The 25,875-nt window shown below is 47.8% G+C and carries 24 protein-coding genes; 18 read left to right on the top strand and 6 right to left on the bottom strand.

Annotation, left to right across the window (positions count from 1 at the left end; genetic code table 11):
- Positions 1 to 76 precede the first annotated feature (76 nt).
- The 3 genes from HP567_RS21000 (at position 77) to HP567_RS20990 (ending at position 6,556) form a co-directional block, all read left to right on the top strand.
- Entirely contained in the window at positions 77 to 3,349 is a 3,273-nt protein-coding gene (locus HP567_RS21000; protein ID WP_173608103.1) for a DEAD/DEAH box helicase, read from the top strand.
- Positions 3,350 to 3,532: 183 nt separating this feature from the next.
- Positions 3,533 to 5,374, top strand: a complete 1,842-nt coding sequence (locus HP567_RS20995; RefSeq protein WP_173608102.1) for a CotS family spore coat protein — start codon at positions 3,533 to 3,535, stop codon at positions 5,372 to 5,374.
- 33 nt (positions 5,375 to 5,407) lie between these two features.
- A complete protein-coding gene (locus tag HP567_RS20990; RefSeq protein WP_173608101.1) occupies positions 5,408 to 6,556 on the top strand; it encodes a glycosyltransferase family 4 protein in 1,149 nt (382 codons plus the stop codon).
- A gap of 243 nt (positions 6,557 to 6,799) precedes the next feature.
- On the opposite strand, the gene HP567_RS20985 is transcribed toward HP567_RS20990, so the two are convergent.
- Positions 6,800 to 7,378, bottom strand: coding sequence for a hypothetical protein (locus HP567_RS20985; protein ID WP_229088087.1), 579 nt, complete (start codon positions 7,376 to 7,378; stop codon positions 6,800 to 6,802).
- 176 nt (positions 7,379 to 7,554) lie between these two features.
- Here HP567_RS20985 and HP567_RS20980 point away from each other — a divergent pair, with 176 nt between their 5' ends.
- The 5 genes from HP567_RS20980 to HP567_RS20960 are packed head-to-tail and all read left to right on the top strand — an operon-like array spanning position 7,555 to position 12,578.
- Complete coding sequence (locus HP567_RS20980) at positions 7,555 to 8,592, top strand: ABC transporter ATP-binding protein (RefSeq protein WP_173608099.1); 1,038 nt, start codon at positions 7,555 to 7,557, stop codon at positions 8,590 to 8,592.
- Entirely contained in the window at positions 8,585 to 9,211 is a 627-nt protein-coding gene (locus HP567_RS20975; RefSeq protein WP_173608098.1) for a DUF4129 domain-containing protein, read from the top strand. Before HP567_RS20980 ends, HP567_RS20975 begins: the two co-directional genes overlap by 8 nt.
- Entirely contained in the window at positions 9,204 to 10,328 is a 1,125-nt protein-coding gene (locus HP567_RS20970) for a DUF4350 domain-containing protein (RefSeq protein ID WP_173608097.1), read from the top strand. The genes HP567_RS20975 and HP567_RS20970 overlap by 8 nt, the downstream gene beginning before the upstream one ends.
- An 8-nt stretch (positions 10,329 to 10,336) precedes the next feature.
- Entirely contained in the window at positions 10,337 to 11,257 is a 921-nt protein-coding gene (locus HP567_RS20965) for an AAA family ATPase (protein WP_173608096.1), read from the top strand.
- Positions 11,208 to 12,578 carry a DUF58 domain-containing protein gene (locus HP567_RS20960; protein ID WP_173608095.1) on the top strand — a complete coding sequence of 457 codons (1,371 nt, stop codon included), beginning with the start codon at positions 11,208 to 11,210 and terminating at the stop codon, positions 12,576 to 12,578. The genes HP567_RS20965 and HP567_RS20960 overlap by 50 nt, the downstream gene beginning before the upstream one ends.
- Here the strand turns inward: HP567_RS20960 and HP567_RS20955 are convergent.
- Positions 12,545 to 13,525: a stage II sporulation protein M gene (locus tag HP567_RS20955; RefSeq protein WP_173608094.1), complete on the bottom strand. Its 981-nt coding sequence runs from the start codon at positions 13,523 to 13,525 to the stop codon at positions 12,545 to 12,547. The genes HP567_RS20960 and HP567_RS20955 overlap by 34 nt on opposite strands.
- Before the next feature lie 78 nt (positions 13,526 to 13,603).
- Between HP567_RS20955 and HP567_RS20950 the strand changes: the two genes are divergently transcribed.
- From HP567_RS20950 to HP567_RS20925, 6 genes are all read left to right on the top strand, one after another.
- Positions 13,604 to 14,428, top strand: coding sequence for an RDD family protein (locus HP567_RS20950; RefSeq protein ID WP_173608093.1), 825 nt, complete (start codon positions 13,604 to 13,606; stop codon positions 14,426 to 14,428).
- A 138-nt stretch (positions 14,429 to 14,566) separates the two neighbouring features.
- Positions 14,567 to 15,073 (top strand): hypothetical protein, encoded by a 507-nt coding sequence (locus HP567_RS20945; protein WP_173608092.1) that lies wholly within the window; start codon positions 14,567 to 14,569, stop codon positions 15,071 to 15,073.
- Positions 15,054 to 16,133: a phosphodiester glycosidase family protein gene (locus HP567_RS20940; protein ID WP_173608091.1), complete on the top strand. Its 1,080-nt coding sequence runs from the start codon at positions 15,054 to 15,056 to the stop codon at positions 16,131 to 16,133. The genes HP567_RS20945 and HP567_RS20940 overlap by 20 nt, the downstream gene beginning before the upstream one ends.
- A gap of 169 nt (positions 16,134 to 16,302) precedes the next feature.
- Entirely contained in the window at positions 16,303 to 18,336 is a 2,034-nt protein-coding gene (gene ggt / locus HP567_RS20935) for a gamma-glutamyltransferase (protein ID WP_173608090.1), read from the top strand.
- A gap of 27 nt (positions 18,337 to 18,363) precedes the next feature.
- A complete protein-coding gene (locus HP567_RS20930; protein ID WP_173608089.1) occupies positions 18,364 to 19,245 on the top strand; it encodes an NAD-dependent epimerase/dehydratase family protein in 882 nt (293 codons plus the stop codon).
- Positions 19,246 to 19,336: 91 nt separating this feature from the next.
- On the top strand, positions 19,337 to 20,158 hold the full coding sequence (locus HP567_RS20925; protein ID WP_173608088.1) for a M15 family metallopeptidase: 822 nt from the start codon (positions 19,337 to 19,339) through the stop codon (positions 20,156 to 20,158).
- Positions 20,159 to 20,220: 62 nt separating this feature from the next.
- Here the strand turns inward: HP567_RS20925 and lepB are convergent, their stop codons facing one another.
- Complete coding sequence (lepB, locus tag HP567_RS20920) at positions 20,221 to 20,781, bottom strand: signal peptidase I (protein ID WP_173608087.1); 561 nt, start codon at positions 20,779 to 20,781, stop codon at positions 20,221 to 20,223.
- 387 nt (positions 20,782 to 21,168) lie between these two features.
- Between lepB and HP567_RS20915 the strand changes: the two genes are divergently transcribed.
- The 4 genes from HP567_RS20915 (at position 21,169) to HP567_RS20900 (ending at position 23,735) form a co-directional block, all read left to right on the top strand.
- Positions 21,169 to 21,594, top strand: coding sequence for a MarR family winged helix-turn-helix transcriptional regulator (locus tag HP567_RS20915; RefSeq protein ID WP_015891940.1), 426 nt, complete (start codon positions 21,169 to 21,171; stop codon positions 21,592 to 21,594).
- 74 nt (positions 21,595 to 21,668) lie between these two features.
- On the top strand, positions 21,669 to 22,172 hold the full coding sequence (locus tag HP567_RS20910) for a hypothetical protein (protein ID WP_173608086.1): 504 nt from the start codon (positions 21,669 to 21,671) through the stop codon (positions 22,170 to 22,172).
- Positions 22,173 to 22,290: 118 nt separating this feature from the next.
- The gene (locus tag HP567_RS20905) at positions 22,291 to 22,473 is read left to right on the top strand and encodes a YozQ family protein (RefSeq protein ID WP_173608085.1); all 183 of its coding nucleotides are present in this window, start codon (positions 22,291 to 22,293) and stop codon (positions 22,471 to 22,473) included.
- A 146-nt stretch (positions 22,474 to 22,619) separates the two neighbouring features.
- A complete protein-coding gene (locus HP567_RS20900; protein ID WP_173608084.1) occupies positions 22,620 to 23,735 on the top strand; it encodes an aminopeptidase in 1,116 nt (371 codons plus the stop codon).
- 17 nt (positions 23,736 to 23,752) lie between these two features.
- On the opposite strand, the gene HP567_RS20895 is transcribed toward HP567_RS20900, so the two are convergent.
- The 3 genes from HP567_RS20895 to HP567_RS20885 all read right to left on the bottom strand — a co-directional run bounded on the left by HP567_RS20895 (position 23,753) and on the right by HP567_RS20885 (position 25,788).
- Positions 23,753 to 24,073 (bottom strand): hypothetical protein, encoded by a 321-nt coding sequence (locus tag HP567_RS20895; protein WP_026043151.1) that lies wholly within the window; start codon positions 24,071 to 24,073, stop codon positions 23,753 to 23,755.
- Between the two features lie 120 nt (positions 24,074 to 24,193).
- The gene (locus tag HP567_RS20890) at positions 24,194 to 24,721 is read right to left on the bottom strand and encodes an isoprenylcysteine carboxyl methyltransferase family protein (protein ID WP_173608083.1); all 528 of its coding nucleotides are present in this window, start codon (positions 24,719 to 24,721) and stop codon (positions 24,194 to 24,196) included.
- 2 nt (positions 24,722 to 24,723) lie between these two features.
- Positions 24,724 to 25,788 (bottom strand): type III polyketide synthase, encoded by a 1,065-nt coding sequence (locus tag HP567_RS20885; RefSeq protein ID WP_173608082.1) that lies wholly within the window; start codon positions 25,786 to 25,788, stop codon positions 24,724 to 24,726.
- Between the last annotated feature and the right edge of the window lie 87 nt (positions 25,789 to 25,875).

Below are 25,875 nucleotides of genomic sequence, written 5' to 3'. Positions count from 1 at the left end.
TACGCTTTCTTGCGTATCTTTTTTCAGTTGCATTCTGTAATATTAAACATATTTCAAGATGAGGATGGAACAGAAAATGAGCTTTCAAGTGAGCCATCAAATGATAAAAGAATGGTGTGGTCGCCTTTCTTATGAGAGAGGAAAGGCTTTTTACCGTTCTGGGAACGTGCTCGTGGAGGATTTTCAACCGGAACCTGCTTGGATCAGAACGAGAGTGAATGCAGGGAAAAATAACTATCAAGTAACCATTGAACTGGACGAGTCTGGTATGGCAGCCGTGTGCAGTTGTCCTACTTTGACGTCGTACGATCACTACTGTCAACATATCGCAGCCTCGTTGCTAATCATGCGTGAACTGCAAGTAGACGAGCATCCTGGCAGCTATTCCACTTCCGTTACAACGAGACAAGCAGGTATGGCAACACAGGCTGATTCCCAACTGACAGAGGGACTGTTCGGCTTGTTCGTGGACCGACCGATTCGGACAAGCCATAATCGCGTGTTGCTGGATTCCCGAACAACGCTTGCCTTGGAAATCATATGTAAAATCGTACCGTACGGCTTTCGCAAGAGTATGATCGGAATAGAGCTGAGGCTAGGGCCAAAGAGGCTGTACATTGTAAAGGACATTCGCGCGTTTTTGGAACGGGTGGATAAGCAGCAAGTGTATCGATTCTCTAACCAATTTACTTATGACCCGAATTTGCAACGCTTTTTGCCAGAGCATGAAGCCATCCTCCGCGAACTCCTGCAAATTTACCGCACGGAAAAAATATATCGAGAGACAGCCAGCTACCAGTATCAGGAACAGAAGCATGTGGGTGGGGAACGGGTTCTTCTGGTTCCACCATTTACGTGGGAGCGATTATTTGCTTTGCTACTTACCGCACGGTCTGTACACATCCAGCATCATGATCAAGTGTATCCAACATTTGTCTGTATAGATGAACCGCCGCCACTCCACTTCGAATTTGACCAGACAAAAACCGATCAATATCAGCTGGAAGTCCAAGGATTCAAGCAAATCACTGTCTTGGAAGCTTACGGATTGTTACTCGTGGATGGCAAATGGCACAAACTGCCAAAGGAACAATGCCACAGTTTGGCTGAGCTGAAGCACTTGTTAGAATCTCATAGCAGTGAGCGGATTCACATTCCCCCAGAAAAAATCGAGCCATTCATGGTGCAAATTGTTCCGGCCTTGATGAAACTGGGCAACGTACAAATTGCAAAGGCCGTCTCCGAACGAGTCGTGCAATTCCAGTTAAAAGCCAAGCTGTATTTGGACAGGGTAAGAGACCGGCTACTGGCGGGGCTTGAGTTTCAATATGGCGATATCATCATCAATCCGCTGGAAGGCTATGAAGGCGGAGGGCAACGTGGCAGTGAGCTGATTCTGATGCGTGACGGGGAGAAGGAGCGGCAGATTTTAGAGCTGATGGAGGAAAGTACCTTTACCCGCACAGAAGGAGGCTATTTTCTGGATGACGAAGAAGCTGAGTACGACTTTCTTTACCACACCGTCCCTAAGCTGGAAAAGCTGTTAAAGGTATACGCGACCACTTCCGTGAAAATCAGGATTCAGCCTCTTCACCTACCACCAAAAGTTAAAGTGGATGTCGATGAGCGAACCAATTGGCTGGATTTTCGTTTTGATATAGATGGCATACCCGAGTCTGAAATCCGAAGTGTTATTCAATCGGTAGAAGAAAAGCGCAGATATCATCGGCTGTCGAATGGAGCACTTTTGCCGCTGGAGACAAAAGAATTTGAGCAAATCAATCGTTTTTTGGACGAGATGGGCATGCAATATGCTGAGCAAATGGGGAGTGGTTTTCAACTGCCTGCATTTCGCGGGCTGCGTTTGCTTGATATCCCCATGCAGGGACAGTCTGTTCAGCTAGGCAAATTGTTGCGCCAGTTTTTGGAGAATATGCGTAACCCAGATAATCTTGATTTTCCCGTACCCGAATCTTTGCAAGGGACACTTCGCGATTATCAGAAGTATGGCTATCAATGGATGAAAACACTGGCACACTACGGCTTTGGGGGAATTCTCGCAGACGATATGGGCCTGGGGAAGACTTTGCAAAGTATTACTTTTCTGCTCTCAGTTCTGCCCGAAATCCGAGAACAGAGGCTCCCGGCGATTATCGTGGCTCCTGCCTCGCTTTTATACAACTGGCACAATGAAATCAAAAAGTTCGCGCCAAATATCCGTAGCGTTATTGTGGATGGCACGAAGGAAGAGCGGAATCAAATCGTGAATGAGCTTTCAGAAATCGATGTGCTCATTACTTCGTATCCGCTCTTGCGTCGAGATACTGCCCAGTTCGAGGAGCATTCCTTTCACACCTTGATCTTGGATGAAGCACAGACCTTCAAAAACTATGTGACCCAAACAGCCCAGACAGTCAAACGGATAAAAGCCAAGCATCGCTTTGCGCTTACGGGAACACCTGTGGAAAACAGGGTAGAGGAGCTGTGGTCCATCTACGATGCTGTTTTCCCGGAGCTTTTTCCGGCACGAAAGGAATTTCTCGACTTGTCGCGAGATACGATTGCGAAGCGGACGCGTCCGTTTTTATTGCGCAGGCTCAAGACGGAGGTACTGAAGGAATTACCAGCCAAAATTGAAACACTGCAAAGCGCGAGACTGTTGCCAGAGCAGAAAAAGCTGTATGTCGCCTATTTGGCGCAGCTCCAACAGGAAACAGTGAAGCACCTGTACAATAAAGGCTTTCAAAAAAATCGGATCAAAATTCTCGCAGGCTTGACGAGACTTCGCCAAATATGTTGTCATCCTGCGTTGTTCGTCAAAGAGTATGACGGAGGGTCAGCCAAGCTCGAACAGCTATTCGAGATCATCGGTGAATGCAAAAACGCAGGGAAGCGCGTTTTGCTCTTTTCTCAATTTACAGAGATGCTGGGAATAATCGGACGCGAGCTGGGGTATCATGGTATCCCGTTTTTCTATCTGGATGGACAGACACCAGTAGCAGAGAGACTAGATTTGTGTAACCGATTTAACGAGGGAGAGCGGGATTTGTTTCTCATGTCTCTGAAAGCTGGTGGAACAGGATTGAATGTGACAGGCGCTGACACCGTAATCTTGTATGATCTGTGGTGGAATCCCGCCGTCGAACAACAGGCGGCGGATCGTGCCCATCGTATCGGGCAAAAGAACGTCGTCCAAGTGATCAGGCTTGTTGCAGAGGGAACGGTCGAAGAGAAGATGTACGAGCTGCAACAAAAAAAGAAAAACTTGATTGAAGAAATCATTACACCGGGACAAGAGGCAATCTCTTCTTTAACCGAGCAGGAAATACGTGAATTACTGATGATTTAACATGAACAGCTTGACTGTCGCAACCATGCGAGGAGTCAAGCTGTTTTTTTGCGAGACTTTATCTCTGTGCGAATAACGAATTGGCAGACTCCCAATGATATTTGTCCGGTTCGAGAAAAGGACATAGCGAATAGCTTATGGAGAAGGACGAAGGCATCACCACAGAAGTGTGGGGGGAATGGAATGGAACAATATGTGATTAAGCCATGGGATACCCGAGAAGGGAATGCGGAAACACCGGCTAACTGGGATATGACAGTGCCACCGGAAGTAGATGCGATCGCAGAACAAGTGATCAAGGAGTATGACATGTCGGTAAAGAGTCGTACACTCATTACTTCCAAGCCAGACAAAGGCGGGGCTATTTGGCGCATAGAAACAGATAAAGGTCCGCGCAGCCTAAAGGTACTGCACCGTACGCCTGAACGGAGTCTCTATAGTGTGGCTTTCCAAGAATACGTTGTCAAACAGGGGGCAAGGGTACCAGCACTGATTCCTGCCCGAAATGGAAGTCTTTATGTGGAAAAAGGCGGGAAACTATGGATTGTTACCGATTGGATTGCTTTGCAACCGGCAACAAAAGTAGATTTGGTAGGCGCGCAAGAGCTCTGCTACGGCCTTGGTGAATTCCATCGGCATTCGAAAGGCTATGTTCCGCCCGCAGGAGCCAAAAATTCTTCCCGTTTATATCGTTGGCCCAATCATTATCAAAAGATTGCCAAAAAAATCGGGTGGATGCGGGAAGTAGCAAAAGCCTACAGTGAAACACCAGCAAGTAAATCCATTTTGGCCGTCGTCGATCACTATGAACAGCAAGCATGGGCAGCCTTAGAGAAATTAAAAGCATCTGCCTATCCGAAAATGATCAAAATGGGAGAGGCTCACTGGGGATTGGTGCACCAAGATTATGGCTGGTCAAATGGTCAAAATGGTCCGGGAGGGCTTTGGGTCATCGACCTGGATGGCGTGTCGTATGATTTGCCGTTTCGGGATTTGCGCAAGCTCATCACCAGTACGATGGATGATATGGGCGTCTGGGATGTTACCTGGATGCGCGGCATGATCGAAGCCTATCATAAGGCAAACCCGCTGGATCGTGAATCGTTTGAGGTGCTCTTGAATGATATGGCAGTGCCAAACGAATTTTATAAGCACCTCAAAGAGATGTTTTATGATCCCGAAATCTTTCTGTCTACGGAAGCGGAAGGCATTCTGCAGCGAGTTTTGACGGGGGATAAGACGAAAGATGCGGCATTGGCAGAGCTCGCAAAAGACATCAGCAAATACGAACCGGGCAACTATGACCAAATAACGGAAGTGGTGGAACCGCAAAGGTTAGCATCCGGTATCAAGGAATTCATACCTGTTGCTGTATCCACTCCAACAACAGAGTCTTTGGTCGAGGAACCGAAAGACAAAAAGTCTACTAAGCTCAAGGTGTCTAAGGATAAAGAGTCCAAGGTCAAGGTATCCAAGGAAAAAGTGTCTAAGGTGAAGGAATCCAAAGACAAAGAGTCCAAAGTCAAGGAGGCTGCAAGCGATAAAGTAGCCACTTCACTTCCGACTTCCCGGAAGACGCCAGTAACACGGGAAGAAAGCCAGCAAAAAGGGGCAGAGGCAGAACAAAGTAGCACTACCCGCAGAACTCGAATTGCATTTTCGGGAAATGTTCCTTTTACGCCATCAGCGCCATTCGTTGCAAGTGAACCACAAAAACTCGTTCGTCGAAACAAAAAGCGGGGCATGATCTCCGCTGTGTCAAAAAACAGCAGCAAAAAGTCGAGTAAGCTTCAAAGTAAAGTAAAGGTCCCTATCAATGTAAAGGCCAAATCACCACAAGCAAAACCTGCAAGTCAAGCAGAGAAAAACAAAAAAGGAACTGTGTGGACATCTAAACAGCAGTCCCGGACCGTCACTTCCAACAAGAACAAGAAGGTTGCCAAGGCGGCGAAACTAAGCCGTAAACTCATCAACAATCAGTTGAAGAAGCAACGTCCAAATTCAAAGAAGACGAGAGGCAACTAATGTAAGAAGTCGGAACGGGAAAGGAGAATACGGATGAAAGTTATCATGGTCTGTACAGAAAAATTGCCAGTCCCTCCTATACGAGGGGGAGCGATTCAGACTTATATTGCAGGGATTGCAGATATTCTAGGGAGGCATCACGAACTGACTATCCTGGGAACGTCGGATCCCACGCTACCAAAGGATGAAAAAGTTCACAATGCGCGTTATGTGCGAGTAGATGGTCAAGGTGTGTTCGAGATTTATGCACGCGAAGTAGCCGCTTTTCTGAGTGCGAACACCTATGATGTCATCCATGTTTTTAACCGACCGCGGATGGTTCCCATCATTCGTGAAGTATGCCCGAACGCACGTATTATTCTAAGTATGCACAATGATATGTTTGATCCGGTAAAAATAGGGCAGGCAGAAGCTGCTAGAGCGGTTGCTGAAACAGAACGGATCATCACCATCAGTGATTATGTCGGCCGGGTCATTGCCTCGTTGTATCCCGAAGCCGCAAACAAGCTTCGTACGATTTATTCCGGTGTAAACCTGGATACATTCGTTCCGGTAGAAGGATCCAAAACGGCGCAAAAGATTCGTCAGGAACTTCGGGCTACCCACAATCTGGGCAACAAACAAGTGATCTTGTTTGTTGGGCGATTGACGCCGAAAAAAGGGGCCGATATTCTGGTTCGTGCGATGAATGAACTCCGCTCCTACCATTCCAACATTGCTCTCGTTTTGGTTGGAGGGTCCTGGTACGGTGAAAATAAAATCAGTGACTATGCAGCATATGTACGCTCATTAGCGAATCGTTCGCCTGTTCCGGTTATTACAACGGGTTTTGTTCCGGCAGATCAGATTCACCACTGGTTCTGGGCGGGGGACATTTTTGTCTGTCCTTCGCAATGGGAGGAACCACTGGCTCGTGTCCATTATGAAGCGATGGCTGCCGGTCTGCCTTTTGTCACGACAAAACGGGGTGGAAATGCTGAGGTGATCATCGGAGGCAATGGACTGTTGGTCGAGCAGCCGGAGGACCCTCAAGCGTTTGCTGTACAGCTAAAACAACTATTGTCCAGCCGCGACCTCCAACGTCAAATGGGGAGAAGTGGACGCCAGCTTGCCGAACAAAGATTTACATGGGATCGGGTCGCAAGAGATGTGCTAGACGTATGGAATAACAGGGGTATGTAAAACCAAAAAGTGAATGCTAGTGGCCCACTTCCCTAAAGTAAGATCGGAGAAGTGGGCGTTTATTCATATCTTCGAGACGAAAGAATCATGTAATGTCTTGCGCCAAAGTGGACAGGCCCGTTGAACAAAAGGGCTTGTCCCACATGCGTATTGTACGAAATGGGGTAAGATGAGGGGAATCTACTACGCACAGACTCCCCTCATCTTTAGTCCCTCCTAAAGCCTCGCAGAATATCAGCTTGTTCAATTGGGTTGTACATTTGGAATAATCGCGACGATGTGGGTGATAGGAATAAGAATAGAGGCTCCGTTGGTACGTGAGGAGGGTAAGGTCTGTAATTCAATGATTCCTTCGTCCACTCTCAGAAGCTTGCCGACTCGATAAGATCGACCCTCAGGTCCCCAATCCGTCGTAAGTAAGACCTCCACAAGTTGATCGTTTCTCATGCATTTGCCAAGTTCCTGACGAAGCCCTTCTATACATGCTTGGTCCGCTGATTCTTCCCTCTCGACATCTACCTTCACTAACGGTGCCGGGATGACGATTGGCTTTGGAGCTTCTACTTGTACATAAGGCGCCTCTACTTGTACAACAGGCGGTTCTACTTGTACAACGGGAGCATCTACTTGCACAACAGGCGCTTCTACTTGAGGGGTGGGGGTGGTCACATTCACTTGAGGTGCGCGAACGTGGATACGCACAAAACGACGTAACTGCCTGAGCAGACTATTGGATTTGCGTTTGGTAGATCGCTTCTTGCAGCGGCAGCGGGCTTGCTTTGCTTTTAGCTGCTTCTTTCTCAATGCTTTCAAAGGCAACACCCTCCTAACTATGCATGCAATATCATATTCAACAGGGTGGCGACCGCATTGGACTAACACCTGATTTGACAAAATCAGGCAGGAAAACATTAGCAAAATTAGATGATTTTTTTAAAAAAACAGGAAAATCGTGTATACTTATCAGGTACTCTCAAAAAGAAAGATGGAGGTTTCTCATGAATCGTACGCCGATTGCCCCCATGGGAGTGGGGAAGCTGTTGGACAAGAGCTTTTCAGTGTATCGCCAGCATTTTGGAGCATTCTTTTTGTTGGCTTTAATTTGGTTCGGTCCATTATTACTCCTGCAGCAACTGCTTCTGGTTGACCTTACCAGAGTGCCTTTGCTCGCACAAGATACAGAAGGTATGGACTTTGCAGAATCGTTAGGCGCAAGATTTGCCGGACAAGAAGAATTTATGACACAAAGCTTGCCTATGTTGCTCATATTCATATTCCTTGTCGGACCGATTCTTTTGATCATCGCCTATCCGCAAATGATTTCCGGTTCGATTTTACTGACGAAGGCTGCTCTCGAGGGAGAGACCTTGAGCTTAAAAGATGCCTTGAAGGGGGCACTTCGCCGATTTTGGCCGCTCGCGGGCAGTACTTTCCTATATGGAGTAATCGCATTTGCAGTGTCGACAGCATTTGTCATCGTATATGGATTGATTTTCGTTATGATCGCCTTCGCTGGTGGAATGACATTGGAAACTATGTTTGATCCGTCAGATGAAGGCAGTATTGTGCTTATGATCGTTCTGGTTTTATTTGGCTATTTATTCTTAATTGCCGGGATGATGCTCGTACCGGGCTTTTTCTTAATTCGGTGGGGTTTTTATATGCCGCTCGTTCTGTTCGAACGCGATGGTATCGGAATCGGCGAGAGCTGGAATTTGACAAAAGGAAACTTTTGGCGTTTATTCGGTATTTTTGTTGTTTTGAGTGTGATCTACTCGATGTTCTCTAGCGGCATACAATTAGTACTCACGGGCGTATTAGGCACATCTATTCTCGCGCAAATGATTCTGGTTGCACTTACCTGCCTCTTGAGTCCTTGGATGGCCATTGTTTACGCTTTGGCTTACTTTGATCTTCGTGTGAGAAAAGACGGGACAGATTTACAAGAGCTCGTAAGCCGTCAGCTTGCCACATCTGCACCAGTAGAACCAGCAGCTCCTACCCCTGCACAAGAGCCGGGAGTTACACATGATTAGCACGAGTCCTTGGGTAGATGACAAGGAGCATTTACAAGAGATTCTAGCCAGAGACGAGTTTAATTTGCCCCAAGGCAGTGGAGAGAACTGGATTCAAAGAGCCATGGAGTTTTTGATCGAGTTGATCGCCGATCTTTTTGAGTGGACCTATATTCCAACTGGTGCGGCAAATACCGTATCGACACTCGTGCTCATCCTGGCAGTACTGGGACTGGTCGGCATCATTTACTGGTTGTTCCGCAGGATGATTTGGGAACAGAAGAAGCATCGACCGCTGTTTATGGACGGTGAAAAAATACGTTCTCATGCAGATTATTTGCGTGATGCGAAGGAAAAAGCAGCGCGAGGAGAATGGCGGGAAGGAGAACGCTCGTTGTTTTTGGCGTTGTTGGTTTATTTGCAAATGAAGTCGTGGGTTCGTGTGGAGAAATGGAAAACGAATTGGGAATACGCAGAAGAAATTGAGGTAAATCAGCCGAGCTTACGCGATGTGTTCGGCAGTTTCGCACGAGAATTCGACGCTGTTTGGTACGGGCAGGCACTTGTTGATGAAGGGTCATTCTGGCAGCGTGTGAACGAACTGGAAGGCATCTGGCGCGAGGAGGGACAGCATGGATAGTTTGCGCACTTATCGCGTCGGAATCGTTGTGGCTACCTTGTTGCTCGTTATCGTGGGCTGGTTGATCGTCAAGCCTGCAGCTGAGCCTCTCCCACCGTACTTGGCTTCATCTGCACAGCCGAGTGGAATTAAGGCGGTGCTAGTACTACTGGAGGAAAAAGGCAAGCAGGTAAAGGAATGGCGTCAGCCGATGCGTTTTTTACCGACAGCAACTGGGCAGGCCATGCTCGTGGTAGAGCCGGAAAGGCTGATGCCAGAGGAACAGATAGATATTCTGGACTGGGTCAGTGAAGGCAATGACCTGATTCTCTTTCACTCGAGACCAGAGTGGGAAGATCTTCCCTTTGATACGGAGTACATCCGAGGTAAAGAAAAGCAGGAGCGGAACATTCAGGGACCTCTCGTTCAGGGCAGCTTCATGGGCAAAGCGGAGACCTCATTGAGATTTTTAGAAGAGGACGACATGGAGCCACTTCTCTACGACGATCAAGGGATACTCGGAGGAAGAACAGAAGTGGGAGATGGCAGTGTCACGTTTTTTCTCGTACCGGAATGGCTAACCAATCAAAAAATTGATCGACTGTCCCACTTTGAAGCGATCTGGCCGTATGTACAAGGGGATTGGTCAGTTCTTTGGGTAGATGAATACCATCACGGCTTGCAGGAAAAACCAGGTTTTTTGGCGATCTACCCGGGGTGGCTCATAGCCGCTTGCATCCAACTCGGTATCCTGCTTTTGCTGTATGTGTGGTGGAGAGGAAAACGATTCGGACCAGTCTATACGCTTAGGGAATGGACGGTGCGACGTGGTGATGAGACGTTGCTTGCCGTGTCTAGCTGGTATGAGCGAAGAGGGCTGGCAAAGGATGCGTTGCGACATCGAGAAACGTACATGCGACATCTGTTGTACGATCGATGGGGAGTGCACCTGCGAGCTGATCGTGTGGAAATCGTGCGATATGCCAAAACAAGATGGACAAATCAAGAGGTAGAGAAATTCGCTCATCTGCTGGAGCGACTGGAGCAGGCAAAAAACGAAGGGCGATACTCGCCGAAGAGCTTGCTTGCAGACAGTCTTTTGTTGGATGAGATTACGAAGCGTCTGGAGAAGGAGTGACAACTACCGTGGAGCAATTGTTGCAACAAATGGAAAAAGAGCTGGTTGGTCAAAGGCAAAATATTCGGTTGCTGCTAACCGCTTTGGTTGCCGGTGGACACGTTTTGCTAGAAGGTGTACCCGGTATCGGAAAGACGAAAATGGTAAAGACCTTGTCGGAGTTGATGGGGGGCGCGAGTAAGCGCGTCCAGTTTACGCCTGACATGATGCCATCGGACATAATTGGTCATGTGGTGTTCAATATGCAGCAGAACCAGTTTGAGACAATCAAAGGTCCTGTTTTCGCCAACTTGCTGCTGGCGGACGAGATCAACCGGACTCCCCCGAAAACCCAAGCGGCCCTTTTAGAAGCCATGGAGGAGGGGCAAGTGACGATTCATGGTGTCACCTATCCTTTGCCAGATCCGTTTTTTGTCGTCGCTACGCAAAATCCGGTGGAGTATGAAGGAACGTATGTATTGCCGGAGGCTCAGCTCGATCGCTTTTTGTTCAAGCTAACGATGTCGTATCCTTCCCATGAAAATGAAAAGCAAATTCTCGCCAAACATATTCCCAACAAGCGCAGCCACGAACGTAATCAAGAGCCGCTCTTTACATGGGAGGCAATTTTGGAGAAGCGACGCGAATTAGAAGAAGTGGTTGTGGATGATTCGATTCTGGAGTACATTACGACATTGATTCGCAACACACGCGAAACGAAACGATTGCTCTTAGGTGCCAGCTCTCGTGCTGGAATTGCCGTGTTGATGGCGAGCAAAGCCTGGGCGCTTTTGGACAATCGCAAGTTTGTGACGCCGGATGACGTGAAAATGGTGGCCCGACCTGCATTGCGGCACCGACTCATTCTGTCACCGCAGGTAGAATTGGAGGGGGGTACCAGTGACCACATCATCGAAGAGACGCTGGCGGCTATTCCAGTTCCTCGCTGATTTTTTGGCAGACCGTTTTGTCTTGCCATCCAAGCGACTGCTCGTGGCAGTTTTGCTGGGCACGCCCATCGCGATCGTCGGATTCCTACTGGAAATTGGCTATTCGCTCTTCTTTTTGTACAACGGCTTGCTCCTGATTGCTAGCGTCTTGGATTGGGTTACTATCCCCAAACGCCGGGACTTGTCGATCCAAAGAATCTTGCCTGAGCAGACGGATATCGGACAATCGTTTTCGATCGAGCTTGAGCTTGCCAATAGAAGCGGACAATCCGTATCGTACGCCATCGTGGATGATCTTCCGCTGTCATTTGAAGAAGCAGGACCAGTCACGGGTGTGATGGAACAACCCTTAACCAACATCAGTTTTGAAACAAGAGGAAAAGAACGCGGAGAGTACGTGTTCCGCTGGCTTTACATGCGGTGGCATGGCAAGTTCGGCTTGTGGTATCGCCAAAGCCGCTTTGCGTGCGAACAAACGATCAAGGTATACCCCGACCTTTCAGCCGTTCGAGGCTATTTGGCTTCGTTGCAGGAGAGCTTGATCGTCGACGGGAAAAAAATCATGCGCAGGGCGAAAGCGGGTACGGAATTCCATGCGATCCGCGATTACGTGCCTGACGATGATCCTCGGATGATTAACTGGTCCGCTTCAGCACGCTCCCGACGTCTGATGACGAATCAATATCGACCAGAGCATGGCAAGGTAATAACCATTCTGATCGATTGTGGCAGGTTGATGGGGGTCGAGCTGGATAACCAGACAAGACTGGATCGATCACTGGAGTCTGCGCTCACATTAGCGGCTGTGGCATTGCGTCAAGGAGATCAGGTGGCGTTACTAGCCTATTCGCATGAGATCAAGACGTACATACCTCCAGGCAGAGGGCTGCGCCACTTGCACACTCTGTTGGAGGCGACCTACAACCTGACGAGTGATTTTGTAGAGGCTGATCCGGCGAAGGCACTTGAATTTTTGAATCGCCAGCAGAAGAGAAGGAGCTTGATCGTTCTTTTTTCTGATATGGAAAACTACCTCGTCGAAGATCAGTTGAGCAATTATTTGTGGCGGATGCGCCGTTCGCATTTGCTCTTGCTGCTGTCTTTGGCAGATCCGCTGCTGCATGAATGGAGTCATATAGACACGAGCAACAGTAGCTTGGCGTTTACGAAGGCGGTAGCTCAACGGTTCCAGCTCGATCGCAGGGCGTTTCAACAAAAAATGATCGGCGCGGGTATCCAGGTACTGGACGTTCCGGCCGATCAATTAACGCTGACGGTTATCAATACTTACTTGGACATCAAATCAAGAGAAGCTTTGTGAGAATCCGGTCTGTATCCGAGTAAGTACCAGGCAATTAGCAAAAGCAATGTGCCAATAGCTACAATGTACTTGGCTTCGAGCGAAAGACTCGATGGAGTAATATAGCCCTCGATGATTCCCGCGATGAACAAAAGTGGAATGGTAGCCAACAGCAAATGCGCAGACTCTTTTGCCGCCTCCAAAAATTGATGTCTTCTTGCGTAGCGGCCAGGCACAAGCAGGCGGTAGCCCATGTGAAGACCTGCTCCGCCAGCAATGAAGATGGCAGTCAGCTCGATTACGCCGTGTGGCAAAATGTAGGCCCAAAAAGCATAGCTGCTATCTGCTTGATAGTACACGGCAGCCAAAGCTCCAACCAGAAGGCCATTGAATAAGAGAAGGTAGATGGGGACGATTCCAAATGTAATTCCACTGACAAAGGCCAGCATCGCGACTTTGATGTTGTTGGTCATAATCATCGTGGAGATGACCGGACTGTCTAGTGAGTCGTGCCCTTCTCCCAGCCTGGATGGATCGATCTGCTCAGCCATCCCTTGTGGTAATACATAATACAGGTTGAGTGGATCGACCATGACGGCGGCAAAGCCAGAAATACCACCGATGATGAAAAGAAGGGCTGCGACACCAATGAAGCCCATTCGCTTATGTACGAGACCCATCAAGTAGCTGCCAAAGAAATGCTTGAGCTGCTGCCAACTGCCTATTCGCTGCTTGTAAGCCAAATTATGTGCACGTAAGACGAGTTGGTTTAAGTAGAGGGTGATCTCGTCTGCGGGATGGTAGGAGCGTACATAGGCCAAATGGGCAGATGTTTTCTTATATAGTTGTGTCAGGCGATCAATATCGGTAGCACTGATGTGCCGAGGTTGTCGGGTAAAACGCTCTACTAATTGTTCCAGTTCGGCCCAAGAGGCTTTATGCTTGTGCCAAAACGAGGTAATATCCATGTATAATGCCTCCTTCATTAGCGCGTGTGTAATAAACTCGAAAAAACCTCAAAGTTTCGAGGGGGGAAGAAAACTATCATGAATGAACCGACATACGTCAGTGGGTCAAATCGAGAAGCGTCTGTCGTGACACCCGAGCATGTGATGCTGCGATTTCAGACGGCAGGTCTAGGCAGCCGCGCCACTGCGATGCTGATTGATACAGGAATCTTGCTCCTGGTTAATCTTACTGTATTTCTATTGTTTGGTATAGTTTTATTTGGAAATGAAGATGATCTTTTCCTGGATTCTGGCAACTATGCGTTGGCCATCGTCATCCTGGCTATCTTCGTGGTGAATTTTGGCTACTATTGGTTACTGGAAGCGTTCTGGGGTGGACAGACCGTTGGTAAAAGGCTGGTGGGAATCCGGGTCATCCGTGATAATGGACAGCCTGCGACGTTTGTTTCCTCGACGATCCGGAATCTGTTTCGCATCATTGACGCAATGCCAACTGGTTATTTTCTGGGGGCGCTCGTCTGCTTTTTCCACCCCCGTGATAAGCGACTTGGCGATATGGTGGCGGGGACGATTGTCGTGATGGAGTCAGGACAGCGCTCGACTCTTTTTCAGAAAAAGAAAGACAAACAGCCAAACGGCTTTGATTTGAATCATGCGCTACTCGTGCTTGATGAGCGCCAAAAACAGGCGATTACCCGAGAGGACTGGCAGCTGCTTTCCTCCTTCATCAGCAGATTATCTTCTTTATCTCAAGCGAAAAAATATGAACTCGGGAATCAAATTGCCAGCATCATGCGCAAAAAATTAGAACTTGTCGAAGAACAGAACACCAAAGAAGACCCGATCCTGTTTTTGCAAAGACTGCACAATCAGCTGCAAAGCGAATTTCGGCTTCGAAAATAAAGTGAAGTACCGCCAAAAATGTTGGCGGTATTTTCTTTTCTGGACGTATTTTTCCATTATTCCGCAAAAGGCTGCTTCAAAATCTTTCTATGTTATAATGAAACCTCACTCTATGTCACAGAAAGGAGGAGGGAGCCGATGGACGACAAATACATGGGAGCGTCTTCGACTTCGTCACCGACACTGCCACTTCCGGCAAACGGGAAGCAGAAAGGAAGACGCAGAAGAGGCAGTCTTTTTCAGGCATTGATTCCCTCCCAGACAGAAGGTAAGCGTCCTTTACTACCCATCGTTTTGGCCGTTCTGGTCTGGGTAGGACTTGCCTATGCTGGATATGCCTTTGCTGTTTATACGTTGGACAAGCAACAACAATTTGTGAACCAACGAATTGATCAAATTCAGGAAGACAATCAAAAGCAGATGAAGGCATTGGGAGATCAACTGACTCTGGTGCAGGAAGAAATGCAAAATGTCCAGAAGGGTTTGGGAAATCTGGAAGAAGATTTGGCATTGACGGGTGAAACCATTGGTGGCACCAACAAGACAAAAGAAGCCCTGCAGGATCGGGTTGACCAGCTCAACAAACAGCTGGTTGATTTGAAAGCATCTCTGAAAAAATTGGAGGATGCTGCCCGTGCTTGGTAAGATAAACCGTTTCTTTCTCTTTCTGTTGGCGCCTGCTCTCGGTTTCTTGGTCGCTTTTGCGCTGGACAATCCAGTGGACAAGCTCCAGACAGAAGGCTTGAAGCTCTCTTCTGCCGTAGCGAAGAGCCAAGCAGATGAGCTGGGGGAACGGCTCAACGACACCAAGGTGCAGCTTCGAAACGTGGAATTCGTCATCGAAGACATCCGGGATCGCTCGAAAAAGGAACAGAAGGAATACGAGCAACAAAACAAGAAGATCAGTAGCGCACTGGAAGCGAGTAAATCCCAGACACAAAAATCTGCGGATGTATTGGACACGATTTTGTCCAACATGCTTGGCAAGCCGATCGGTCAACACTTCGGGAAAAACGCGACCGTGAAAGTTTATTCCCTGCAAGAAGGCGGATACCGCGGTTATATGGCCAAAGTTCGCCTCAATGATCCGAAAGCGCTGAAAATGGTGCTGGCCAACAACTCTGTGAAAAGTAAAGGGGAAACGACGACTCAAGCTGGTAAGCGTACTGGAGCCATTCTTGCGATTAATGCAGGCGGCTTTATGTCGGACAAGCAGGGCAATCTGACTCCATTAGGCATTACGGTTGTTGACGGCAAGATTCGAACCTTTTCCAATAATGCGAAGCTGAGCTTTGTCGGTTTCAACAACAAAGGTCATCTGGTTGGAACAAGCATCAAGACGCAGGCACAAATTACGCAACAAGGGATATTGCAGGGCGCGAGCTTCTTGCCGCGTCTCTTGCAGGACGGCAAGCGATTGCCTATTCCTCGCGAATGGGCGAATGCACGTCAACCGCGAACGCTGATCGGCCATTTCGACAACGGCGATTTGTTGCTGATTGTCATTGACGGAAGACGAGACGGCTGGAGTAATGGGGTTACGCTGGAGGAAGCGCAAAGAAAGCTGCAAGAGTGGCATGTCGTGGATGCGTATAATCTCGACGGCGGTGGCTCCAGTGCGTTTTATTACAATGGCAAGCTGTTGAACAAGCCTTCAGGCGGCAAAGAACGGCGCGTGGTGAGCAATTTGGTCATCATGCCATAAGCAAAAATCGCAACACTCTTCTGTGAAGACGACAAGTCTTGCTGCAGAAGGGTGTTTTTTTTCTGTAAAGAAAAGTTTGCCTAAGGCAACTGTCAATGTGGGTTGACCTTAAAAAATGCTGAAAATTATAATAATAGAAGAAGTAATGAAATGGAATAGGAGGGATCGCATGAAAAAAGGGATGTTGGTTGCCCTCTCGATTGTTTCCGTGCTTTCGTTTCCGCATTTTGCTGTGGGAAAAGTCCCAGGTGTGCCAGCAGGTGTGCAAGGAGCTACCAAAGGAATTGTCGCGGTCTCTCATCCAGCAGCGGCGCAGGTCGGTAGAGATATCCTGGCAAAGGGCGGCAATGCGATTGACGCTGCGGCTGGAATCCAATTTGCGTTGAATGTGGCCGAACCGTATATGTCCGGCATCGGCGGCGGTGGTTTTATGATGATTTATGTCAAGGATCAAAACAAAGTGACGGTAATAGATAGTCGAGAAGTGGCTCCTGCTAAGGTGACTCCCGATATGTTTTTACAGGCAGATGGTAAGCCGATCCCATTTGAGGAGAGACATACGAGCGGTCAGGCCGTAGGTGTCCCAGGTACATTGCTTGGCGTAGAGCAGGCGTTGAAATCGTATGGGACATGGGACTTGGAAAAAGTGATAGAACCGTCGATTGAATTAGCGGAAAAAGGAGTTCGCGTCAATTGGGTGTCCGCTCAATTTATTGCCAATTCCATGGAAAAGCTGAAGAAGCACGAGACGGCTGCACAGGTGTTTGCGCCAAACGGAGTTCCACTCAAAGAAGGCGAGATGCTGGTTCAGCCCCAATTGGCGAAAACGTTGAAGATCATCCGCGACAAAGGGGCAGATGCCTTGTATGAAGGGGAAATTGGCAAGGCTCTCGTTGAGGAAGTACAAAGAACGGGTGGCTCTATGAGTCTCGATGATTTGCGGGCGTATCAAGTAAAGGAGCGTGAACCAGTCCGCGGCATGTATCGCGGATATGAAGTGATTTCGATGGCACCACCCAGCTCTGGCGGCTTGACACTCATTCAGATTTTGAAGCTGATGGAAGGCTACGATAACAAAAAGGACGGAATCGGGTCGGTAGCCTATTTGCATCATCTGATCGAAGCCAACCACCTCGCTTACGCAGATCGGGCGGCTTTTATGGCGGACGAGGATGTTTATCCAGTACCAAGAAAGGGGCTGATTGCGGACAAATACATCAAGGAACGGCGTCAGCTCATTCATGAAGAGACCGCGAATGCCGATATAGTGGAAGGCGATCCTTGGAAGTACGATCCCGGAAAAAAGCCAGAGGTGTCGATAAAACTGAGAGATCAATCTCCGGTCAAGCAGACTACGCATTTCTCTGTGATGGACAGATGGGGGAATATCGTGGCGTATACGACCACCATTGAAGATATTTTTGGAAGCGGTGTGATGGTTCCGGGATACGGCTTCATGCTCAATAACGAGCTGACAGATTTTGACGCGATTCCTGGCGGAGTCAATCAGGTCGAGCCCGGAAAGCGTCCGCGTTCCAGTATGACGCCAACCATGGTGCTAAAAGACGGGAAGCCTTTTTTAGCGATTGGCTCACCTGGTGGTTCCACGATTATCGCCTCTGTATCGCAGACGATTCTCAATGTGATCGATCATGGAATGGAAATTGAGGATGCGATCCGTGCGCCACGCATTTTTTCGAGCAGCTATCCGAATGTGACGTGGGAAGCGGGCATTGACCAAGATGTCATCCTGCAATTGATGGCAAAAGGTCACGTCTTTGCTGAGGAACCGACGAACATTGGCAACGTCCAAGCGATTGTGTACGATTTTGAAACAGGCAAAATGTACGGCGGGGCGGATAACACACGCGAGGGCACTGTACTCGGGGTCGATGCCATCGCGTATACGGCTGCTCAGCCAATCCAGTCTCCAAAAGAAAAAGATGGCCCTTTTGATTTACAAGTAAACGGCCATGTTTACCCATACACAGCAGAGCAAAAAGTGATGATAGATGGAGTAGCACATGTTCACGCCAAAAAGCTGCTGTTAGGGTTGGGACAAAAAGTGACGTCCTTCCAGTCTGATGTGGTCATGGTGAAGGGAATCCCTTACTTGCCTGTCAAAAAAGTTGGCGAGAAGCTGGGCTATACAGTCGTGTGGAAGGAAGGAGAGCGAACCATCGAGTTGAAAAGCAAAAAGTAGGCTGATCAAGGAAAGGATGTAGCAAAAATGAAGAAAGTACTTGTACTCGGCGGAACGCGATTTTTTGGAAAGCGATTGGTCCAGCTTCTCGTTGAAACGGGGGCAGATGTTACGGTGGCAACGAGGGGACTTACCCAAGTGGAGTTACCTGCCGCTGTCAAAAGAATAACGCTTGATCGCGATGACATCCACTCATTAATGGCTGCAGGGGAAGAGCAGTGGGACGTGGTGTACGATAATATCTGTTATTCCTCTCAAAATGCAATGGATGCGTGTAAGGTTTTTCGGGGGAAAGTGGGAAAGTACGTTTTGACCTCAACCTTGTCCGTCTACGATTATGCCGAGGAACCGCTACAGGAAGAAGCATTTGATCCATACACGTATGCAATCAACCGGAAAACGAGAGACGAGATAACTTATCAAGAGGGGAAGCGTCAAGCAGAAGCCGTCTTTTTTCAAGAAAAAGCCTTCCCTGTCGTAGCTGTTCGTTTTCCAATCGTACTGGCGGAAGATGATTACACACGGCGGCTATGGTTTCATATTGAGCATGTGCAAGAGGAGCGGCCGATTGGGATCACGAATCCCGCTACCCAGATGTGCTTTATACATGCACAGGAAGCAGCTCAATTTTTGGAATGGGTGGCGACAGCGTCCATCACAGGGCCAGTGAATGCGTGCTCGGATGGGACTGTTTCGCTTGCTGAGCTGATGGAGACAATTGCGCAAACAGTCGGAAAACCTGTCCGAATCGAGAAAACGACAGATGCTTCTGATGCGTCTCCCTTTGGATTTGCAGCTTCCTTTTACATGAATAACGGTAAGGCTAAGGCAGCGGGCTTTCCATTTTGGTCGCTGGATGAATGGTTACCGGCGCTTATCCAAAGCCTAAACGAGGAATATACCTTTTGAAAAAGCGTGACCTATCTACCTTTTCTTTCGTAGTACTCCGTGGTAAGGTAGAGCAGACATATGTGTCTGTAAGGAACCAGGAGGATCGATCATGAACAAAAATCGCACCAGCAGCCTTGCGATCGTCGCAGCATTATCAGTAGCACTACTCAGTGGATGTGAACCTCCCTCATTAGGCGGATTGCTATCCAGTGAATCGAATGGACAGCCGGCAGCTGAGGGAACACAATCAACGACAGTTGAGCCAAATAAAGAGGAGAAAGCACGTCCCCAACGGGCATCTCTTGCAGAGACGATAAAAGATGTGGATGGAGTGCCAACCGTTACGAATGCTACAGATCTCTCGGTTGTCGTAAATAAACAGCGGGCATTGCCTGGCGATTATATTCCACCGGATTTGGTAGAGCCGAATGTTCCATTTCCTTTTGATGAAAAAGTGGAGAAGCGATTGCTGAGAGCAGAAGCCGCACAAGCTTTAGAAGAACTGTTTGCCAAAGCAAAGACAGAAGGCATTGAACTGTATGCCGTTTCTGGCTACCGCTCGTATAAGACCCAAAAATCGCTGTACGAAACGTATGTAAGGACGCAAGGTGCTGAACATGCTGCTGCTTACAGTGCGGTACCTGGAAAGAGCGAGCATCAGACTGGCTTGGCTATGGATGTGTCCGGATATGATGCAAGCACACGCTTGGAAGAATCATTTGCTGAGACACCAGAAGGTATATGGCTGGCAGCCAACTGTGCAGACTATGGGTTTGTTATTCGTTATTTGAAAGGCAAGGAAGATACGACTGGATATGCGTATGAGCCTTGGCATTTGCGTTATGTAGGGAAGGAAATGGCGAAAGAAATTATGGCAAGTGGTCTTACTTTGGAGGATTATTTTTCGGAAGCGACCATTGCCCACAAATAACGCCATCGAAAACGAAAAGAGCCGCCCCGATAAGGAGCGGCTTTTTGCTGCCTGAATAAATGTTAACGTGGGAGGCGAATCTGGGACAGCGGCCAGTATACAACCTCTGCTCGTCCGACTACATGATCCAGTTGAACAGGGCCAATAACGCGGCTGTCCATACTATTGTTGCGATTATCCCCCATGACAAATACACTGCCTTCTGGAATCTTTACAGGATCAAAATCTTCGGTTAACGTTACACCAGCTGTAGAGGTTTTTAGCTTGTTTTCGACCAAATACTCTTCGCTGAGGGGTTGGCCATTGACATACACTTGATCATTTTTGGCTTCAACGGTGTCGCCAGCTACTGCGACCACGCGCTTGATCCAGTTGTCACCAGTTGCATCCGGGTGAATGATGACGATATCGCCAGGTTGCGGTTCTTTTAGGTAGTAAATCGCTTTGTTTACGATGACGCGCTCGCGGTCATGCAACGTACTTTCCATGGAACGCCCTTGGACGACGTAGGGAGCCATGACAAATACGTAGATGAAGGCAGTCAATCCGCCAATCAAGACAAACGATTTTAACCAATCAAGCAATTCCACTTTCCATTTTGGTGTAGGGTTGGTTTGTTCCATTGAAATTCTCCTATGTATGTGATTTCTTTGGCAAACATGCCTGAGTCAAATGCCTCGTGTGTGTAAGGCTGTCTTCCCATTATACATGCTTTACGAATAGATACGAAAGATGATTCAAGGAAATAATTGGCTTCGTGGATAAAACGGAAAAAGTCGTAACATTATTTTACAAGCATATCTATTGTCAGTTTTTCCTGTTTGAGTTAAGATGTTCTTGAAATAAGTTTTACAATAAAAATATTAAGTGGTAAACACTTTGTCTGGCTCATACATATCTTTCGTGAAAAGAAATAATTTCGGGAGTGCTATTGATCTTCCGGTACTTAGGCTATATAGTTTTATAGTAAAAGTACTTATATTATTAATTTTCCGAAAATAGGTGATGTCGTGAGCAATATGTCCCGTGCCAGTAAACTTGAGGAACTGGATCGAGTTTTTGTCGAGATTGCTCGTTTCTTTATTAACAATTGGCTAGAGGAAGAGTCAATCAGTCCGAAGCAGTTTATCTTGTTGCGTGTGCTACATCAAAAAGGACGAAGCACAGTTTCTGAGCTGGCGACTATTTTGAAGTTATCCAATAGTGCCACCACAATCGCACTCAATCGGTTGGTTAAGGCCGGTTTTATTGACCGGGTTCGAGACGAACAGGATCGACGTGTCGTGTGGGTCACTTTGTCACAACAAGCCGTCCCAACTCTGGAAGGACTTCTGTGCCACAGGAGAGCACTAGTGGGAAAGCTGCTGGAGAATCTGACTGACGACGAATTAGAGCAGTTTACGTATTTTCTCAGGAAAATGCAGCAGTGCATATAGCATACCTTCAAGTTCGGGTTTGGGGACATTCGTGTAAGACAAAAGTGTGTACCGCGGAATGGGAGTGTACACATATGAAAAAGAAAAGCACACTGATCATGAGTTCTTGTATCTTAGGAGCAGCTCTCTTCACACAAGCTGCATTTGCTGAAGAGGCAGTAAAAGCTACTGAAACGACTACTGCAACAGAAGCAAAAACAACTGCAACTGAAGAAAAACCGGCAACTACTGAAGAAAAACCAGCGACTACTGAAGAAAAACCAGCAACTACTGAAGAAAAGCCGGCAACTGATGCAACAACAACTGCACCAGCAACTAAACCTGAAGTAAAACCTGCGACTCCACAAACCGTTACTCCAATTCAAGGTTTGACTCAACAAGGTGGCTGGGTTATCATGCCAGGTAAAGATGAGTATGTATGGGTAAGTGGTCAATATGTTCCAGTCATCTCTAACGTAGCTGGTTGGGCAATGATGCCAGGAGTAGATCAATTTGTTACAACTGGTGGCGTAACTCCTGTGAGTGCTCCAGCAGCTGGTTGGGCAATGATCGCTCCAGAATCCGATAACGAAAAATAAGCATAGCTGATAATAAAGGCGCTTTGTCCCTCGAATTGGGCAAGGCGCCTTTTTGGCTAAAGCTGGAGATTCCCGTACAAACTAAAGCGGATTCAACCAAAGGGAAGGAGGAATGAAAATGGCAGGTTATGATAAGGATCAGGCTCGATCCAGGGCGAGAGAGTTGGGCATGGAGGATGCAGGCGGAGCCGTCTACTATCAAGCGGCAGACGAATATACGGCTGGACTGGCAACGACACGGGAGCTGGTCAGTGACATGTACAAGATGGGAACCATTGAGGACAGGAAACAGACGATGTAAAAACGGAAGAAAAGAGCAAGGCCAGCCTGGATGTAAGAAGGCTGGCCGCTTTTTGTTTCGTTGATAAAAAATTTTTTATTGACTTAGTAGATTGTATCGGTAAAAATACAAGAGGAATCAGAAAATTTAAAAAGGGTGTGCCACGAATGAGAGACTCACGATTAGATCAATTAGCGTACAATCTGGTTAACTATTCTGTACGAGTACAGCCAGGGGAAAACATTTTGATCAACGCGAAAGGGGACACACCGGATTTGGTGCAAGCCCTCGTGCGTGAGATTTACAAAGCAGGCGGCAGTCCTTATGTTCAATTGATTGATCCCGCCGTAAGCCGAGAAATCGCAATGAATTGCAATGAAGATCAGTTAAAGACCATGGCTCAACATGAAGTTGAACTCATGGAGAAAATGCAAGGTTATATCGGCATTCGTGCAGCGAACAACATCAATGAGATGGCTGATGTTCCAAGTGACAAGCTCGGCATCTATTCTCGCCTGTATGAGCTGCCCGTGATGAATGTGCGCGTGCCTAAAACGAAGTGGGTTGTTCTTCGTTATCCGAATCCTTCCATGGCACAGCTTGCGAACATGTCTACAGCAGCTTTTGAAGATTTTTACTTCCAGGTATGTAACCTGGATTACGCGAAAATGGACAAAGCAATGGACAGTCTGGTTGACTTGATGAATCGCACAGACAAGGTACGCTTGGTAGGACCTGAAACGGATCTCACCTTCTCAATTAAGGACATTCCTGCTGTAAAATGTGCTGGCCTGCGCAATATACCGGATGGTGAAGTGTATACAGCACCTGTAAAGGATTCCGTAAATGGCGTTATCACTCATAATGCGCCAACACCATACCACGGCTTCACATTCGAAAATGTCCGCCTGACCTTCAAGGACGGCAAAATTGTGGAAGCAACAGCGAACGATACCGAACGCTTGAATCAAATTTTGGATACGGACGAGGGAGCGCGTTTCGTTGGGGAATTCGCTATCGGTGTGAATCCTTACATTCGCAACCCGATGAAAGATATCTTGTTTGACGAAAAAATAGACGGAAGCTTCCACTTCACGCCTGGTCAATGCTATGACGAAGCTTACAATGGCAACAAATCGTCTGTGCACTGGGACATGGTTTCCATCCAGCGTCCAGAATGGGGCGGAGGGGAAATCTGGTTTGATGACGTCCTGATTCGCAAAGATGGTCGTTTTGTCATTGCAGAGCTTGAATGTCTGAATCCAGAAAACTTGAAAGGGTAAGGCAAAGCCTACCCAAATCATTTGTCGTACTGACGGAGCCTTTCGTGGGCAAGCATAATATCCATTTCTAGCTGAAATAGCATGTGCAAATTGCTTGAAGGAAGGGTAATTCTGCGTGCCGCGTGGTAGAGAAGTGGCTTGTTTTGTTTGATAACCGTCATGATTTCCACAACGGGAGGAACGACTTGCTTGATTCTTAGCAGGCTTTGCAAATAGCGGAGAAATGTTTGAATACTAGCCTGGTCATCCTTGTTCGGTACCGTTTCAATCAAAGCGAAAAAGTCTCGGACGATGATACGTTTCGTCTCTTGAGGCTCCACTATGGTTGTGCGATTCACTAGATCCACCTCACGGGAAAGAGTAACAGCTTCTTTTCTTTTCCCGCTGAATGACAAGGAATAAACCTTTTGTCTGATAAAAAGTCTTTGGCATGTGCGTGTGCCAAAGACTTTTTGTTTTTATGACTCACGATGACCATCGTAGACGCTTGCTTCTTCCATTGGAATCCGTATGCGCAGGAGCAGCCAGGCATTCAAGAGAGAAAAAGTCAGAGCAGTAGCCACAGCGGAAAATGTCAAGGGCAGTAGGAGTAGCTCAAGCGATACGACCAAGTAGTTGGGGTGACGAATGAACCGATAAGGACCTCGCTTGATCGGAGCCTCGCCCGGGAGTATGAAGATGCGTGTATTCCACCGTTTGCCCAAGCTTCGAATACACCAATAACGTAGTCCTTGGGCGATCAAAAACAGGCTGAACGGAACCGCCCACCAAGAGGGCAGAACCATGGAACTGCCTTTTCCCACCACTTCGAAAATAAGCGAGAGAAAAAAGAGAAAATGAAGAAGGACGATGTATTTGTAATGACTCGCCCCAACTTCGTAGCCCCCTTTTGAGCGGATATAGCGGGCATTCCTCACGGCAACGAGTAGCTCCACCAGTCGCTGCAACACGACTCCAGCCATGACAAATCCAAAGAAGAGCAACATGACTATCTCGCCTCCAGAAGTAAGAGCTCGGAGCTAAATCCAGGTCCAAGCGCAGCGACCAATCCGCGATCTCCTGGCTCCCACGCCTTCTCCATGCTTTTTTCCAAGACGAACAGAACCGTAGGGGAAGACATGTTTCCAAAATTGGTTAGGACATCTTCAGAAAAACGAGTGGCTTCGGTACCAATGCCCAGAGAACGCTGGTAAGCCGTTAATACCTTGGCTCCACCTGGATGGAAAATGAAGTGACGTAGATGGTCAATAGACATCCCATGCGGTGACAAAAAACTCTCCACGTTTTCTCGCATCGAAGACCGGATGAGAGTAGGGATATCGCGAGAGAAAATCACTTTTAACCCAGGATCGGTCAATTCCCATCCCATGACATCTACGGTGTCCGGCCATGTTGTCGTTCGCGCATCACAAAATTGAACCTTAGGTGTGTCCGAAGAGGACGAGACTTGGTCTCCTTCAATTAATACGGCTGCAGCTCCATCTCCAAAGAGGCACGTTGCGACCAAATTGCTTTTAGACAAATCTTGTCGGATAAAGGTCAAGCCGCATAGTTCTACGCTCACAAGCAATACTCGCCGGGAGGGATAAGCCTGGGTGTACTCACATGCGCGAGACAATCCCATCGCTCCACCGGCACAGCCAAGACCCCACAACGGAACACGGGTTGCTTGCGATCGGAGTCCCAAGCGGTGGAGCAAGCGGGAATCAAGGCTTGGGGTCGCAATGCCAGTGCTTGATACAAACATCAAACAATCGATGGATGCCGGCTCAACTCCAGCTTTCGTTAAACACTTTCGGGCTGCTTCCTCTGCCAAAGCTTCCGCATGTTCGATATACAATTGATTTTTCTCTGCAAATGGCCGGTCTTCCAAAAACCAATCCATTGGCATACTAAAATGTCGTTTTTGAATGCGACTGTGTGCAAACACGTGTAACAAACGGTCTATATCGGGAAAGGCATCTTGAAAAAATAGGCGCGCCAGCTTGATGGAGTCCTCTTGTGTAATCTCATGGGAAGGTACTGCTGTAGCCACGGCTTCTATACGGGGCATACATTCATTCACTCCCGTCTATTTTTATTAGGCATTAGCTTATCCCTTCCAATTGGTTCCAATTCATGCAGCACCATGTGCATAGAC

The organism is Brevibacillus sp. M2.1A, from assembly GCF_013284355.2.
In the GTDB taxonomy this organism is placed as follows: domain Bacteria; phylum Bacillota; class Bacilli; order Brevibacillales; family Brevibacillaceae; genus Brevibacillus.
Note: the sequence above shows the minus strand (reverse complement) of the source record. Positions and strands in the feature narration are given on the sequence as shown.

Bases quoted from the DNA above. Each gene is read 5' to 3' on its own strand.
- HP567_RS20900 (WP_173608084.1), top strand. From the start codon at position 22,620: ATGAGAGACTCACGATTAGATCAATTAGCGTACAATCTGGTTAACTAT.
- HP567_RS20975 (WP_173608098.1), top strand. From the start codon at position 8,585: ATGATTAGCACGAGTCCTTGGGTAGATGACAAGGAGCATTTACAAGAG.
- lepB (WP_173608087.1), bottom strand. From the start codon at position 20,781: ATGGAACAAACCAACCCTACACCAAAATGGAAAGTGGAATTGCTTGAT.
- HP567_RS20955 (WP_173608094.1), bottom strand. From the start codon at position 13,525: ATGGATATTACCTCGTTTTGGCACAAGCATAAAGCCTCTTGGGCCGAA.
- HP567_RS20950 (WP_173608093.1), top strand. From the start codon at position 13,604: ATGAATGAACCGACATACGTCAGTGGGTCAAATCGAGAAGCGTCTGTC.
- HP567_RS20995 (WP_173608102.1), top strand. From the start codon at position 3,533: ATGGAACAATATGTGATTAAGCCATGGGATACCCGAGAAGGGAATGCG.
- HP567_RS20930 (WP_173608089.1), top strand. From the start codon at position 18,364: ATGAAGAAAGTACTTGTACTCGGCGGAACGCGATTTTTTGGAAAGCGA.
- HP567_RS20925 (WP_173608088.1), top strand. From the start codon at position 19,337: ATGAACAAAAATCGCACCAGCAGCCTTGCGATCGTCGCAGCATTATCA.
- HP567_RS20990 (WP_173608101.1), top strand. From the start codon at position 5,408: ATGAAAGTTATCATGGTCTGTACAGAAAAATTGCCAGTCCCTCCTATA.
- HP567_RS20980 (WP_173608099.1), top strand. From the start codon at position 7,555: ATGAATCGTACGCCGATTGCCCCCATGGGAGTGGGGAAGCTGTTGGAC.
- HP567_RS21000 (WP_173608103.1), top strand. From the start codon at position 77: ATGAGCTTTCAAGTGAGCCATCAAATGATAAAAGAATGGTGTGGTCGC.
- HP567_RS20890 (WP_173608083.1), bottom strand. From the start codon at position 24,721: ATGTTGCTCTTCTTTGGATTTGTCATGGCTGGAGTCGTGTTGCAGCGA.
- HP567_RS20970 (WP_173608097.1), top strand. From the start codon at position 9,204: ATGGATAGTTTGCGCACTTATCGCGTCGGAATCGTTGTGGCTACCTTG.
- HP567_RS20905 (WP_173608085.1), top strand. From the start codon at position 22,291: ATGGCAGGTTATGATAAGGATCAGGCTCGATCCAGGGCGAGAGAGTTG.
- HP567_RS20910 (WP_173608086.1), top strand. From the start codon at position 21,669: ATGAAAAAGAAAAGCACACTGATCATGAGTTCTTGTATCTTAGGAGCA.
- ggt (WP_173608090.1), top strand. From the start codon at position 16,303: ATGAAAAAAGGGATGTTGGTTGCCCTCTCGATTGTTTCCGTGCTTTCG.
- HP567_RS20945 (WP_173608092.1), top strand. From the start codon at position 14,567: ATGGACGACAAATACATGGGAGCGTCTTCGACTTCGTCACCGACACTG.
- HP567_RS20940 (WP_173608091.1), top strand. From the start codon at position 15,054: ATGCTGCCCGTGCTTGGTAAGATAAACCGTTTCTTTCTCTTTCTGTTG.
- HP567_RS20885 (WP_173608082.1), bottom strand. From the start codon at position 25,788: ATGCCCCGTATAGAAGCCGTGGCTACAGCAGTACCTTCCCATGAGATT.